Annotated in this window: 15 protein-coding genes and 2 pseudogenes; 8 read left to right on the forward strand and 9 right to left on the reverse strand. The window is 62.8% G+C overall.

Annotated elements, in window-relative coordinates; genetic code table 11:
• Window positions 1–89: 89 nt before the first annotated feature.
• From GTW51_RS22450 to GTW51_RS22470, 5 genes are all read right to left on the reverse strand, one after another.
• A complete protein-coding gene (locus GTW51_RS22450) occupies window positions 90–248 on the reverse strand; it encodes a hypothetical protein (protein ID WP_163046259.1) in 159 nt (52 codons plus the stop codon).
• Between the two features lie 264 nt (window positions 249–512).
• Complete coding sequence (locus tag GTW51_RS22455; protein WP_163046260.1) at window positions 513–917, reverse strand: hypothetical protein; 405 nt, start codon at window positions 915–917, stop codon at window positions 513–515.
• A gap of 14 nt (window positions 918–931) precedes the next feature.
• The gene (locus tag GTW51_RS22460) at window positions 932–3,223 is read right to left on the reverse strand and encodes a xanthine dehydrogenase family protein molybdopterin-binding subunit (RefSeq protein ID WP_163046261.1); all 2,292 of its coding nucleotides are present in this window, start codon (window positions 3,221–3,223) and stop codon (window positions 932–934) included.
• Window positions 3,223–3,675: a (2Fe-2S)-binding protein gene (locus GTW51_RS22465; RefSeq protein WP_163046262.1), complete on the reverse strand. Its 453-nt coding sequence runs from the start codon at window positions 3,673–3,675 to the stop codon at window positions 3,223–3,225. Before GTW51_RS22465 ends, GTW51_RS22460 begins: the two co-directional genes overlap by 1 nt.
• Before the next feature lie 467 nt (window positions 3,676–4,142).
• On the reverse strand, window positions 4,143–4,331 hold the full coding sequence (locus tag GTW51_RS22470) for a hypothetical protein (RefSeq protein ID WP_163046263.1): 189 nt from the start codon (window positions 4,329–4,331) through the stop codon (window positions 4,143–4,145).
• Between the two features lie 210 nt (window positions 4,332–4,541).
• Here GTW51_RS22470 and GTW51_RS22475 point away from each other — a divergent pair, with 210 nt between their 5' ends.
• A complete protein-coding gene (locus tag GTW51_RS22475) occupies window positions 4,542–4,745 on the forward strand; it encodes a hypothetical protein (protein WP_163046264.1) in 204 nt (67 codons plus the stop codon).
• Between the two features lie 219 nt (window positions 4,746–4,964).
• Here GTW51_RS22475 and GTW51_RS22480 read toward each other — a convergent pair whose 3' ends face one another.
• Together GTW51_RS22480 and GTW51_RS22485 are read right to left on the reverse strand one after the other, a co-directional pair.
• Complete coding sequence (locus GTW51_RS22480) at window positions 4,965–5,486, reverse strand: oxygenase MpaB family protein (protein WP_163046265.1); 522 nt, start codon at window positions 5,484–5,486, stop codon at window positions 4,965–4,967.
• A 343-nt stretch (window positions 5,487–5,829) separates the two neighbouring features.
• Window positions 5,830–7,231 (reverse strand): annotated as a pseudogene (locus GTW51_RS22485) (cytochrome P450).
• Window positions 7,232–7,335: 104 nt separating this feature from the next.
• On the opposite strand from GTW51_RS22485, the gene GTW51_RS22490 reads away from it, so the two are divergent.
• Both GTW51_RS22490 and GTW51_RS22495 read left to right on the forward strand, forming a co-directional pair.
• Window positions 7,336–8,013 (forward strand): TetR/AcrR family transcriptional regulator, encoded by a 678-nt coding sequence (locus tag GTW51_RS22490; RefSeq protein WP_163046266.1) that lies wholly within the window; start codon window positions 7,336–7,338, stop codon window positions 8,011–8,013.
• A gap of 242 nt (window positions 8,014–8,255) precedes the next feature.
• Window positions 8,256–9,113 carry an alpha/beta fold hydrolase gene (locus GTW51_RS22495; protein ID WP_163046271.1) on the forward strand — a complete coding sequence of 286 codons (858 nt, stop codon included), beginning with the start codon at window positions 8,256–8,258 and terminating at the stop codon, window positions 9,111–9,113.
• A 100-nt stretch (window positions 9,114–9,213) separates the two neighbouring features.
• Here GTW51_RS22495 and GTW51_RS23710 read toward each other — a convergent pair whose 3' ends face one another.
• Window positions 9,214–9,459, reverse strand: a complete 246-nt coding sequence (locus GTW51_RS23710) for a hypothetical protein (protein ID WP_203566264.1) — start codon at window positions 9,457–9,459, stop codon at window positions 9,214–9,216.
• A 193-nt stretch (window positions 9,460–9,652) separates the two neighbouring features.
• On the opposite strand from GTW51_RS23710, the gene GTW51_RS23715 reads away from it, so the two are divergent.
• Both GTW51_RS23715 and GTW51_RS22505 read left to right on the forward strand, forming a co-directional pair.
• Complete coding sequence (locus GTW51_RS23715) at window positions 9,653–9,895, forward strand: hypothetical protein (protein WP_203566265.1); 243 nt, start codon at window positions 9,653–9,655, stop codon at window positions 9,893–9,895.
• 40 nt (window positions 9,896–9,935) lie between these two features.
• Window positions 9,936–10,202, forward strand: coding sequence for a hypothetical protein (locus GTW51_RS22505; RefSeq protein WP_163046267.1), 267 nt, complete (start codon window positions 9,936–9,938; stop codon window positions 10,200–10,202).
• Window positions 10,203–10,211: 9 nt separating this feature from the next.
• Here the strand turns inward: GTW51_RS22505 and GTW51_RS22510 are convergent.
• Window positions 10,212–11,045: pseudogene (locus tag GTW51_RS22510) on the reverse strand (IS5 family transposase).
• Between the two features lie 307 nt (window positions 11,046–11,352).
• On the opposite strand from GTW51_RS22510, the gene GTW51_RS22515 reads away from it, so the two are divergent.
• The 3 genes from GTW51_RS22515 (at window position 11,353) to GTW51_RS22525 (ending at window position 12,770) form a co-directional block, all read left to right on the forward strand.
• On the forward strand, window positions 11,353–11,778 hold the full coding sequence (locus tag GTW51_RS22515; RefSeq protein WP_163046268.1) for an HD domain-containing protein: 426 nt from the start codon (window positions 11,353–11,355) through the stop codon (window positions 11,776–11,778).
• Between the two features lie 170 nt (window positions 11,779–11,948).
• The gene (locus tag GTW51_RS22520) at window positions 11,949–12,209 is read left to right on the forward strand and encodes a hypothetical protein (RefSeq protein ID WP_163046269.1); all 261 of its coding nucleotides are present in this window, start codon (window positions 11,949–11,951) and stop codon (window positions 12,207–12,209) included.
• Between the two features lie 372 nt (window positions 12,210–12,581).
• Complete coding sequence (locus GTW51_RS22525; RefSeq protein ID WP_163046270.1) at window positions 12,582–12,770, forward strand: hypothetical protein; 189 nt, start codon at window positions 12,582–12,584, stop codon at window positions 12,768–12,770.
• Window positions 12,771–12,890: the final 120 nt, after the last annotated feature.

Raw genomic sequence — 12,890 nt, forward strand, 5'->3', positions numbered from 1 at the left:
ACGGAAGTGATTACTTCAACCCGAGAAAACGGGCCATCAGGAGCTTTCGACATAGTCGTACTCATAGGCGGATGCCTATGCCTTATCGGCTATGCCACCTGTTCGGTCAAAACGGGGTGCGCTCCAGGAAGCGACAGCGGCAAGCGCTTCAGCGCCAGCGGCAGCCACGCAACGAGTGCGATCAGGAAGCCCATCCCCGTCAGCACCACGATGTAGGGATCGGGAGACCATTCGCTCATGTCGAGCATTTTAACGGGATCGCTTGGTGAGGGTTTTGAAGCCGCTCATTCGGATCCTCCGGCGAATTGCCTGTTCGCCCTGTAGACGTTCCTGCGGGCAAACCGATCCCCGGTCGCGTAGAAAAGTGCTTCGCGGACTAGCCGGAGGGCCGAGGCAGCGGCGGGCATCCTGCCTGTTCGAGGACGGTCATCGCCCGGCGATGTGCCTGGCTAGCTGCGCGATCCATGTCCCGTTAGCGGGATGCGTCGACAGGATCTCGGGCGAGCCTTGGCTCAATCCTGGATCAGGGACAGAATGACATCGTCAACGGCCTTGAGGCAGGCATCCTCGTCCCCGCTTTTCGCCAGTTCACGAGCGCCCTGAAGCGCAGTGCGCGCTTCGATCACCTCTTCGCCGCCGTCCCCTGCCGCCTCGGCCTCCTCAACCGCTTCGGTTTCCTCAGGCTCATCCTGGAAGGGAACGGGATCCTCGCTGGCCTCGTCGGATTCCGCCATCGCCTGCGCCTCGCGGGCACCGGCGACGGCCTGGCCGCCGGACGATGCCGAGATCGCCTGGCTGGCAGCGGCATCAAGAAGGCGTTCGAGATCGTCGATCCGTTCCGCGCACTGATAGGCCTGCGCGGGTCCGGCGAGGAGGATGGCGGCCGCGGCTGCCGTGAAGAGCTTGATGCGTTGCATCACGTTTCCTTTCGTCAGCTTCGGAGCTGGTCGGCGATGGGAAGTCGGCGGATCCGCTGACCGGTCGCGGCGAAAACGGCGTTGGCAATTGCCGGTGCGACAGGCGGCAGGCCCGGTTCGCCCACGCCGCCCAGCGGGCGGTCATAGGCGTTGCCCGGGGTCACGAGATGGACGTCGATCCGCTTCGGCGCTCCCTCCATGCGCGGGACGAGATAGGAATCGAAATTATCCTGCTGCGCCCGACCGTTGGCGAACGTCACCTCAGTCATCAGCGCCTGGCCGACGCCCATGATCACCGCGCCCTCCATCTGCGAACGGATGCGATCGGGGTTGACCCGCGCGCCGCAATCGATGGCGATCGACACCCGGGGCACGGAGACGACGCCATCTTCGATCGAAACCTCCGCGGCGACCGCCACGTAGCTGACGAAGCTGTAGTGCCCGGCGATACCGAGACCCCGGCCCTCTGGCATCTGCCGGCCCCATTCGATCCCTGTGGCGGCTTCCTCGACGACGGCGGCCAGCCGGCCGGTGTCGATCGGATAGACCTCCGGGTCCTCGCCGTAGTTCCAGACGTCGCCGAGATCACGCGGATCGACCAGCCGCGCCGGTCCGATGACGTCGAGCAGATAGTCCTTCGGATCACGGCCGGCGGCATGCGCGAGTTCCGATACGAAGGACTGGATCGCGAAGGCGTGGGGAAGGTTCGAGACCGCCCGGTACCAGCCGATGCGCACGTGAGCCGCAGCCTCGGGGTTCTCGGCCCGGATGTTCTCGATCGCGAGCGGCATGTTCAAGAGCCCCATGCCGAGCTCGAAGGGCAGCTTCTGCTTGGGGTCGGGGGCGAAGATCGAACCGATCGTCGGGGCCGCCGTCCGGTGCAGCCAGGCCACCGGCATGCCGCCGTCATCGAGGCCCGCGGTCATCTTCTCGACGGACACCGTGTGATAGTAGCTGTGGTGAATGTCGTCCTCGCGGGTCCAGGTGAGCTTGACCGGCGCACCGTCCATCGCCTGGCTGAGAATGCCGGCCTCGAGCACGAAGTCGGGCTTCGACTTGCGGCCGAAGCCACCGCCCAGCAACGTGACGTTCACCGTCACGTCCTCCTTGGCGAGCTTCAGCCGCTCCGCGAGGCGCAGCCGCGTCACCTGCGGCGCCTGGGTGCAGGCCCAGGCCTCGGCCTTCCCGTCCCTGATCTCGACCACGGCGGCCGGCGCCTCCATCGGTGCCTGCGCCAGGTGGGGAATGTAGTATTCCGCCTCGACGGTCTGTGCGGCGCCCGCCAGGCCTTCGTCGAAATCGCCCTGGTCGCGGATCACCGTGCCGCCGGGCGCATTCGCCGCCGCAGACAGCGTGTCGCGATAGGCGTCGCTGTCGTAGTCAGCGTTCGGGCCGTCGTCCCACTCGATGGTGAGGGCATCGCGGCCCTTGATGGCGAGGTAGGTGTTGCGGGCAATGACCGCGATACCGCCGAGGGGGGCGAACTCCGTCGGGAAATCCACGGGGTCGATCGCCACGACCTTCTCCACGCCTGCGATCGCCAGCGCGGCGCTGTCGTCGAAGCTCCTGACGCGGCCGCCATAGACCGGCGGCCGGGCGATCACGGCGTAGAGCATGCCGTCACGCCGGACGTCGATGCCGTAGATCGCGGAGCCGGTGGTGATGCCCCTGTTGTCGACGAGCCCGATATCCGACTTGCCGATATATCGGAACTCGGACGGGTCCAGCAGGACGAGGCTGTCGGCCGACGGCACGTCGAGATCCATGGCCGCACCGGCCAGTTCGCCATAGCCCAGCGACCTGCCCGAGGCGGCGTGGGTGACCCTGTGACCCTCGGCCTTCACCTCTGCAACGTCGACGCCCCACTCGGCAGCGGCAGCCTCTTCCAGCATTCTGCGCGCGGACGCGCCGGCGCGGCGCATCGGCATGAAGAAATGCCGCAGGCTCCTCGAGCCGTCGGTATCCTGATTGCCGTATTTCTCCTCGTCGCCTTGTGCTTGGTCCACGCGGACCTGATCCCACTCCGCGCCCATTTCGTCGGCGACGACCATGGCGATCGAGGTGCGCACGCCCTGACCCATTTCCGATCGGTGAACGGTGACGGTGACGATCCCGTCTTCGGCAATCGAGATGAAGACCGCCGGGTCGTCGCTCCAGCCGTTCGGCATTGCATCGCGGCCGAACTCGGGCTCTTCCTCCTGGGCCCAACCCCGGGAGGGCAGACCGACGGCAAGGACGAATGCCGAGGCTCCCATGCCGCCGAGGATGCCGCGACGACTGATGTTGGTGATCGATGTTTCGCGCATCACGACGCCTCCGCTGCCTGCTTGATGGCAGCCCGGATGCGGGGATAGGTCCCGCAGCGGCAAAGATTGCCGTTCATCGCCGAGTCGATGTCTTCATCGGTCACGGTATCGGACTGGTCCACGAGGGCCGCCGCCTGCATGATCTGCCCGGCCTGGCAGTAGCCGCATTGCGATACGTTCAGATCGCGCCAGGCGACCTGAACCGGATGGTCGCCCCTGTCGGACAGACCTTCGATCGTCGTGACCTGTGAGCCTTCGAGCATGCTGACGGTCGTGAGGCAGGCGAAAGTGGGGTTGCCGTCGACATGGACGGTACAGGCCCCGCAGGCCCCGATGCCGCAACCATACTTGGTCCCGGTGAGCCCCAACTCATCCCTGAGATACCACAGCAGCGGCGTATCCGCGTCGCCGTCGAATTCACGCTCGACCCCGTTGAGCATCATGCTGACCATTGGGTGTCTCCTTTGCATCCAGACCCGAGGCAATTCTGCGTCGGCATATTCGCGCAACTCTTGAGGAACATGCGTTTCGATCTGGCACTGTCCAGTGCAGCAAGGCGGCCTCTCGGCGGGCCGCGACGGCCTGGCTGGTTGCGCCATGAGAAGGCGCACCGACGCGGCCAACTTGGATACAGAGATCTCGCTTGAGTCACGTGGCGATGTAGACGCGCCTCATCCGAGAATAGGACAGCTTTCTCGCGGGCTCAGCCGGAAAATAAAACAGGTTGTCACTCGGCAAACGGCATCTCGCGACGATTTTTTGTTCGAGCATATCGGCGAACAACGAAGGCCTGTCGACCACAGTCATCGAGCGATCGTCAGCGGGCCGATCAATCCTGCGCGCCTCTCAGTTTTCCTCGATCCAGTCGATCAGCAGATCGGCAACCTTGAGGTTATTCCGCTCCATCATCAGCAGGTGGCTATTTCCCCCCAATACCCGCTGCCGGTAGATGCAGCATGGTGGCATTCCCGCCCGCCTCGTTGACTTCCGCGGCGAAGGTCACACAGTCATCGTAAGCGCCCTGCGAGGTGAACCTTGGCACGGTGCCGGCGGAATCGAGGTAACCGCCGAAAACAACGAGGATCGGCTTGGAGGTGTAAACCGCCATCTGATCCGCAGTCCAGTCCATTTTCGTGGCAGGTGCCCGGCTCTATCAGCACCATCTTGCCAACGCCGGCCGGGTTGGCCAGAGCCGCATGCAGCGGGAACAGCCCGCTCTCCGAACGGCCCATGACGACGGCACCGCCAAGCTGCGCACCAAGGTCCGCCAGCGCGGCATAGCTGGGGTTGGGTTGCGGCAGCGTGGGATTGCCACGGATTGCGCTGCGAGTTTATCCATGGCCTCCACCGGGAACTGAGTATCATCGAACGGCGCGCCGTTGCGGACGCCAACGCGGAACTGGGCCAGGCCGTCTTCCTGCGAGATGCGGAAGCACTCGGCAGGTCGCTGGCCGGCTACGCTCCGATGCGCACGTTGTTGTGGACCGAGATGTCGAAGCCGGAACGGGCCCGTGAGACCTGATCGACGACATAGGTTGGGAAGCCCTGGCGCACGAAATACTCGTACCAGCCGATGCGGCCATCCGGCGTAGTGTCATACGTTGGCGGTGAGAGCCTCCCCCAGACGCCCAAGCAGCTTTCGAGCATCATACATCTGGTTGACGGTGACATGACCCGCTTCCGCAGGCGGCGTAGCGATGTCTTGCCAGTCAGCGTGGCGCTGTGAACCATGACCACCGGCTCACCGGAGGGTCCTGCGGCTCCATGAACTCGACGTAATGACAGACTGCCGCGGTTCCAGAACAAGAGGCTCTGCGGGGGCCGTGACGTCCGCGACCTGTTGGGCAAAGGCGGGAACGGTTGTGAAAGCGAGGGCGCTCCAGTTCAGAACGGTCCAGTTTGTCGGGAGCGGATCAACACCGCCGGGCGTGATGCCCTGGACGTGGCCATGCATCCTCACGACCCGGGCGATTAGCTTCTCCGCCTCCGAACGTGGGCCATAGATCGTCATCATCGCCGCAACGCCGGTGCGCCGCAGCCGCATCCCCGGATCGCGCTGGAAGCTGCTGTGATCCGACACGCCCGTCCGCACCGAGGGTTCAGCCAGTTTAAGCAGCACCGCTGCGACTCCCCCGATGAACAGCGAAACCGGATTGGCGAACACCCGCCAGGTGACTCCATCCGCCGGCGCGAGCGCCGGTCTGCTGAAGTCAAATTCCCAGCCTGCTGGCGATCGCATCAATTCCTTGACCGTATTCCACATTATCGTGCCGCCTCGATAGTCACTCACAGCCTAGAATTTGCAGAGCCCTTGAAGAGGGGGGCTACGGTCGATATCGGCTTGCCTTTAACAATCGCGGGCCGGTCAAAGACCCGTTCCGGACGTTCGAAAGCGGAAGGACGCCTATCGTAATGGGTTTCAGGCGCCGCTGAGGCGTAAGAATCGTCGAGGAGGGAAGCGCTGGGCACGGCGCAAATTCGCTCTTGGACAGGCCGTCTCGATCTGGTGGCTTTTGCTACATAATGCTGGGGCGATCGCGGTATGTTTCGACGATGCCAAGCGTCATACCGGATGAGCATATTAACAGTCATTCTTCTCGCACCCGTCAACGGGAACGCGGCTTGCCTGATGCTGAGCCATGTCGTTCCTCGACCCTCATCACGAGGCTCTGCTTCGGACGCAGCGTGACCTTCATGATCGGCTGCGGAGGGCTCGCCGACGCGGCAGAAACCTTGAAGGCCGAGAGGAGCACCGCTAGCACGGCGACGGCCTCCATCACGGCAAAAGCGTTACCGATGCAGACACGAGGCCCCGCACCAAACGGCATGTAGGCGCAGCGATGCCGAGCCTTGCTGGCCTCCGGGGCAAAGCGATCAGGATCGAATACTTCCGGGTAGTCCCACAGGGCTGTGTGATGGTGGACCGCGTGGATCGGCACGTAGATAATGGTCCCTGCGGCAACCAAGTACTCCCCGAGGACAAAGTCCCGGATCGCCGTTCGGGTGATGATGGGCGCCGGGGGATAGAGACGCATAGCCTCAGAGAACACCTGACGCGTGAAGGCGAGCTTGGCGACGTGTTCCGCCGCGACCGCCTGGCCGCCCGTCACAGTGGCGATCTCTTCGAGTACCCTCGTCTCGATTGCCGGATGCAGCGCCAGGAGATGGAAGGTCCAAGCGAGCCCGAGCGCCGTGGTCTCGTGCCCCGCCGTGATGAACGTCATCAAGTTGTCGACGATCTCCTCGTCGGTCATCGCGCGCCCCGTTTCCGGATCCGCAGCGGCGAGAAGCATGGCGACGAGGTCCTGCCTCTGGTCAGCGCCCCGGCGCCGATCGGCGATGACGGCGTACAGGCTGGAGCGCAGAAACGCGACCGCCGCTAGCCTTCCGCCGACCGGGGTAGGGGATCCAGTCCGGGGCACCAAGGATGCCGAGAGCGAACGTCCAGCCACTTGGCTCGAGATAATCGGTAATGCCCCGCTCGACCCGATCCACGTCAATTCCCGCGCCACCCGACATCATCGTTTCCACGATGATGTCGAAGGTCGTGCGCATCATCTCGTGGCCGATATCGATGGTTGTTGTCCCCTGTGCCCGCCAACGCTGTCCCGTGTCCTCAGCCGCCGCGATCATCGCCGGCTGGAGGGACAGCAAATTCTCATGCCGGAATGCGTGTGCGACCGACTGCCGCTGCCATTTCCAATGAGCACCATCGGCCGTCAGCAGGCCCTTTCCGAGCGCGGGCCCCAGGGCGCGCCGCACTTCCTCGCCCTTGTCGAGAGCATCGGCGTTCTTAACCAGCGCTTCATGGATGAGGACGGGATCGGCCAGGTAGATCCGCGGCGTCCCCGCCAAGCGCGAGACGACTATCGGCTCGCGGTAGATCTCGGGAGGAAGAGCGTCGAGCGGGTTCCGGACGATGGCGGTTAGGGCACGCACCATGGACGGCGCGGCTCCTAGCGAACTGATTGAAGGAAGGCGGCGTCGAGAAAGCGCGGTCGATGACATGAGGTTCCTGTTTGCAAGCGATGCTCGAACATGAGACGTAAGGTGCACACCTTATTCGGCAGAAATTAAGGCGGGTACCTTAGAATTTTTCAGGCGGGCCGATCATGAGCACGGCAGGAAAACACGGCAGGCTACGGACGCGCGGCGGGACACGGGAAAGGGTCGTCGAAGCAACGCTCGGGCTCTTCAACGAACGAGGGCCGGACCGAGTCACGACGGCGGAGATCGCCAGAACGGTCGGGATCAACGAGGGCAACCTCTATTATCACTTTCGCACTAAGGAGAGCTTGGTTTTGGCGCTGTTCGCACGCTTTGAGGCTGATGCAGAAACCTTTGCCGTCAGGGCACTCGGTGGCGGCTCGGGTGAAGCGCGAACCTACGAGGACCTCCTAAGCGACTGGTTCCGGCTGGTCTGGGCGTACCGCTTCCTGTTTCGCGATCTTCTCGCGCTTGCCGGTACCATGCCGGCGCTGGCAACCCCGTTCAGGAAAATGAGCGCCCGGATGCGCGGCGTCGTCGAAGCGCTCCTGCGGCGCATGATCGAGGAGCATATCGTCAACGTGCCTAAGGATGACATCGAGCCGCTGCTCGCGAACGTTTGGATCGTCTCGACCTACTGGGCCGTCTATCTCAACCTTCAGAAGGGAATCGACGAAATGGACGCCGGTCATCTGGACTGGGGCCTGAATCAGGTTTCGCACCTTTTCAAGCCATTCCTCATTCCTACGGGGAGCGCAGACGTGTTTCCGCTGTCCACGAGACGCGAGCCTGATAGCACTTAGGGCAATCAGAACTGAGACGCAAAGTCTTCAAGCGACTGCGGCGTCCCGGAGATGACAAGCTGCTTGGAGGCGGCCGCAAGGGGCAGTGAGCAAAAACGGCGGCTTTCACCGTTCGCGTCTAAGCCAAAGCGCCTCCTAAGGCGGAGGGGAAACGGTTGAGCTAGGTCTTCGGTCAACGTCCGAGACGCTCAACGTTGGCTCGTGGCACCGGATCTATTCTACAAGAACCGCGTTACGTGGCGATGATCTCGCTCGATATCGAACATCGGTTCGTCACAGCCGGAAGCACTCGGCTTCACGTGGTCCAGGCCGGACCGGCAGATGGCAAACCGGTCATGCTCCTGCATGGCTTTCCAGATTTCTGGATCGGCTGGCGCCAACAGATCCAAGCCTTGGCCTCGGCAGGGTACCGGGTCATCGTCCCTGACCAGAGAGGCTACAACACCAGCGATAAGCCCAAGGGCATCCGCGAGTACACGTTGCCTAAGCTCCTGGGCGACTTTGCCGGCCTCGCCGACGCGCTCGGCTTTGAGCGCTTGCACCTCGTCGGCCATGACTGGGGCGGGATCGTTGGCTGGGCAGCGGGGGCGAAACTGCCTCATCGGCTCGACAAACTCGTTATCCTGAACGCGCCGCATCCTGAGGCGCTGTTCCCGCATGCATTGCGATCGCCGACGCAGTTTCTGCGCAGCAGCTATGCCGGCTTCTTCCAGTTCCCATTGTTTCCCGAGATCATCCTAAGCGCGGGTCGCTCGGCGGTTCTGGTCCGGGCGCTGGGGAGAACCAGCAGGAGGGATGCTTTCACCGACGAGGATCTGGCCGAATACCAGCGGGCGTGGGAGCAGCATGGCTCACTCACTGCCATGCTCAACTGGTACCGGGCCCTCCGTTTCCGCCCGATCATGAAGGAGCAGATCACCACGCCGACCCTGGTCTTGTGGGGCATGCGGGACCATGCGCTGGAGCCCGGCCTTGCCCAACGCAGCCTGAGCTTCTGCGACAACGGCCACCTGCTGACCTTCGACAAGGCGGCCCACTGGGTTCATCGGGAGGAGGTCAGCGCGGTCAACGCCGCACTGGTATCATTCCTGGACGGCTGAGGTGAGAACAGGATCTACGGGCCACCTGAGCCGCCGCAGTGTCATTGCCGCACTCACCGCCATGGTCACGGCCCACGACCGTTCCTCGGCGGCTGACGCTTCACAGGAGTTCCCCATGCAGCATGTCGTTCTTCTCGGCGACTCGATCTTCGACAACGGCGCCTATGTTGCGGGTGGCCCCGATGTCGTGCAGCAGTTGCGGGAGCGCCTGCCGCACGGCTGGAGTGCGACACTGAACGCCGTCGACGGCGCCGTCACGGGCGGTGTCGAGCGGCAGCTTCAAAGGCTCCAGCCAGATACGAGCCAGCTCGTCGCTAGCGTTGGGGGAAACGATGCGCTCAGTCACGCGGGGCTTCTTGAGGAGGGCGCACGTTCAGTGGCCGAGGTTCTCGACCGGATCAGCGACGTTCGGGAGCAGTTCGAGCAGGACTACCGGACAATGCTTGACGCGGTGCTGAGCCGGAACCTGCCCACATCCGTGCACGATCTACGATGCACGCTTTCCCGATCAACAGCGGCGCAGGCTCGCCGCCACTGCGTTGACGATCTTCAACGACGTCATCACTCGCGCAGCGTTCAGGCATGGCCTGCCGCTGATCGATCTGCGCCTGCTCTGCAACGAGGACGCCGATTTCGCCAACCCGATCGAGCCCTCTGTCCTAGGTGGCGCGAAGATCGCGACGGCGATCGCGGCTGTTGTCGCGGAACACGATTTCGCGCGACGGTGTTCGCCGTTTGAGCTGACGAATCTATACCGGCAAGCTGCCGGAAGAAGTCTTTAGACCATGCACCTCGTTCAAGTTCTCCTTCCCCTCTACGACAATGACGGGGTCGCTCTCCCGCAAGACAGCTTCCAGAAGGGTCCGGCGAGAGCTGACCGGCCGCTTCGGCGGCCTGACCGCGCATACGCGCTCTCCCGCCGAAGGTCGGTGGAAGCAGGAGGGCGACCTGACAAGCCTGGACGAGATTGTCATCCTTGAGGTCATGATGCCCGAGATCGACGAAGCTTGGTGGTGCAACTATCGCTGCGAACCCAAGATGGAAGTGATCCTGCCGCTGAAAGCGAAGCGCGTCGAGTTTAGAGCCTGATTCAAAAGTTCACAAGCAGATGCAGTATCTTGCGATGAGCCTCGTGAGCATGCGTATGCTGGCCACGAGGGTCCAGGCAGTCGCGCTTTCGATTGATCGCTCCCAATCCTTGGCGAGACGGCGGCATCGGCCGAGCCAGGCGAAGGTCCTCTCGACCACCTAGCGGCGCGGCAGAACCTCGAAGCCTTTGGCGGTGTCTGATCGCTTGATGATCTCGATTGTCCAGTTTCCGTGTCCGCGGAGCGAGCGCCGCAGCTTTTCGCCTGCATAGCCGCTATCGGCGAAGATGTGGCGCAGCCACGGAAAGCGATAGCGCAGGGACTCAGCACGATCGTGGCGCCGTCGCGATCTTGAATGTCGGCGGCATGGATGACGGCCGTCAGCAGCAGACCCAACGTGTCAGTCACGATGTGGCGCTTGCGCCTTTTGACTTGCTTGCCAGCATCATAACCGCGATCCCCGCCGCTTTCAGTGGTTTTGACACTTTGGCTATCGATCACCCGGCGGTCGGGCTGGCTTGGCGCTCTTCCAGTTCACGAGCACCGATTACCAGAAGGCCCTTGATCGTCGAAGCAGAGCGCTGTCACGCCACTCGTAGAAATAGCCGCGAACCGTGGAGGCCGGTGGAAAATCGGCAGGAAGCCTCCGCCACTGGCAACCACTCGACGCGATGTAGAGGATGGCGTTCAGCACCTCTCTCAGACAGGTCGTCCGCGGCCTGCCGCCGGGCTTGGTCGGCGGGAGCAGCGGCGCGACCAGCGCCCACTCCCTCACCGTTAAATCGATTGGGTAGCGAACGTACCTGCGGCTATGCTCAAGTCGAGCGGTATCATCCCAGGCTATCTCGATTCCTCATCATCTCGACAACGAATGGGAATCACATCTGCTGATATCGCTCAACTCCTTTTCGCTCAGGCTCTTAGGGAATTCTGCGAGGCTGTCGGATAACCTTCCCCCACCGACTGAGACTCGCGGTTCGGTTCGAACGTGCCGACAACCCAGCGAAGGCGATCGCCGCACTGCACGACACCGCCCAGCATCCGGCCCGGCAGCGGCGCGTTCCGACAGCGCCAGGTCATCGACGAGTTGCTCCGGGCCATCGGCTATGCTGACGTGGCCAAGCACGGATTGCCGTTAACCGGGAGTGGACATGAGCACGATCGAGCGGGCATCAGCCATCGCTGAACAAGCTCACGCGGATCAGGTCGATAAGGGCGGTGCCCCCTACATCACCCACCCGACGCGTGTTGCGCTCGCTGTCGATGGTGATGAGGCGAAGATCGTCGCGCTTCTTCACGACGTGGTCGAGGATAGCGAATGGACCCTCGACCAGCTCCGTGACGAGGGCTTCTCTGAGGCCGTTGTCGAAGCGGTCGATGCTCTCACTCATAAAGAGCGCGAAGACTATTTCGACGCCGTTCGTCGCGCCAAGGCGAACCCTCTCGCCCGGATCGTGAAGTTGGCGGACCTTGCGGACAATTCAGACCGATCCCGCCCAGGCGAGACCACCGAACAAGACGAGCGGCGGCTGGAGAAGTACGCCAGAGCGCGCGATATTCTGCTCGAGGACAAATGATCCGCCGCCGCTAACCCGTCTCCTTAATCAGGCCCGCAGTCCGCCCAGGGCGCGCGGTCAGCGTCGGAATAGGATCAGGGCGCGTGCCCGACTAGTCGGCTATTCAAGCCCCCCTTGATTGCGAGCTCGTTTAAGGCTGAGCTTGGTGCACAGAAGAGGAGCTAGCGCTGATGTCTGACAATCCTGATCTGCGCAACCTTGGTCTCACCCCGACGCGGATCTTCCTAATGCACCGCTTGAACGAGGGTCCCGAAGAGGACTGCGTAGGGTTGGAGATGAACGAGATGACGGGGCGCGAGCTACACACGGCAGATTATCTGACGGGCGCAAAGCTGGCTGAGGTCGTACCGGGCTGGCGGATGACATTCTGGTACCGGCTCACGCCCCGAGGCCGGGAGATGATGCAGGTGCTTTCCGCGTTGGGGCTTTGAAGAGTTTGCTGATTGCGTTTCCCCTCTCTGGCCCTGGCTGCTCAACGCCGGTCCCGTCATGATCCGCCGCCTGCTCGCCCACATGTTCGTCACCTCCCCAAGGATCCGGCAGGAAGCGAGAGTTCTGATTGTCCTTAACGGACCAGAGAGGGCATGGCTGAGGGCCCGTGATAAGCGCCGAATGGCGAGCGTGGTGGATGATGGGGATGACAGCCGCTACTGGGGCGCCGCCATGCGTGAGATTGGCGGCAGTCCGGCTACAGCCACCAGCCGGGCTAGGTGGCGCTAGTTCTAGCGCTGTAGTGGCGGAAGGCTGTGCTATTGAGGGCGGCGATCCCCACTTTCCGCGTTCGAGGAAAGGGCGTCTCAGGTATGCCCAAAACCAAGAAACCCTCGACGACGCAGCTTCTGCCGAAGCTCTTCTCCATCAACAGATCTATAAGGGCCCTGATGGGCCTCAAACTCGCGGAGATCGGCCTTTATCAGGGCCACGATGAGCTGCTCGTGGCCCTCTCCGCGAATACGGGGACCACTGTATCGAGTCTGGCTGATATCTGTTGATTTCCACTGAGAGCTGACCCAGGATTTCCATCAAGAACTGACCCGGCTTAGATGATGTTGGACTGGTCAGGTGGTGGTCAAGTTCCGTGTTTTCTCTTTCGTCGGTTTCTCGCATTTGGC

The sequence above is a fragment of the Aurantimonas aggregata genome (assembly GCF_010500835.1).
Classification (GTDB): Bacteria; Pseudomonadota; Alphaproteobacteria; order Rhizobiales; family Rhizobiaceae; genus Aurantimonas; species Aurantimonas aggregata.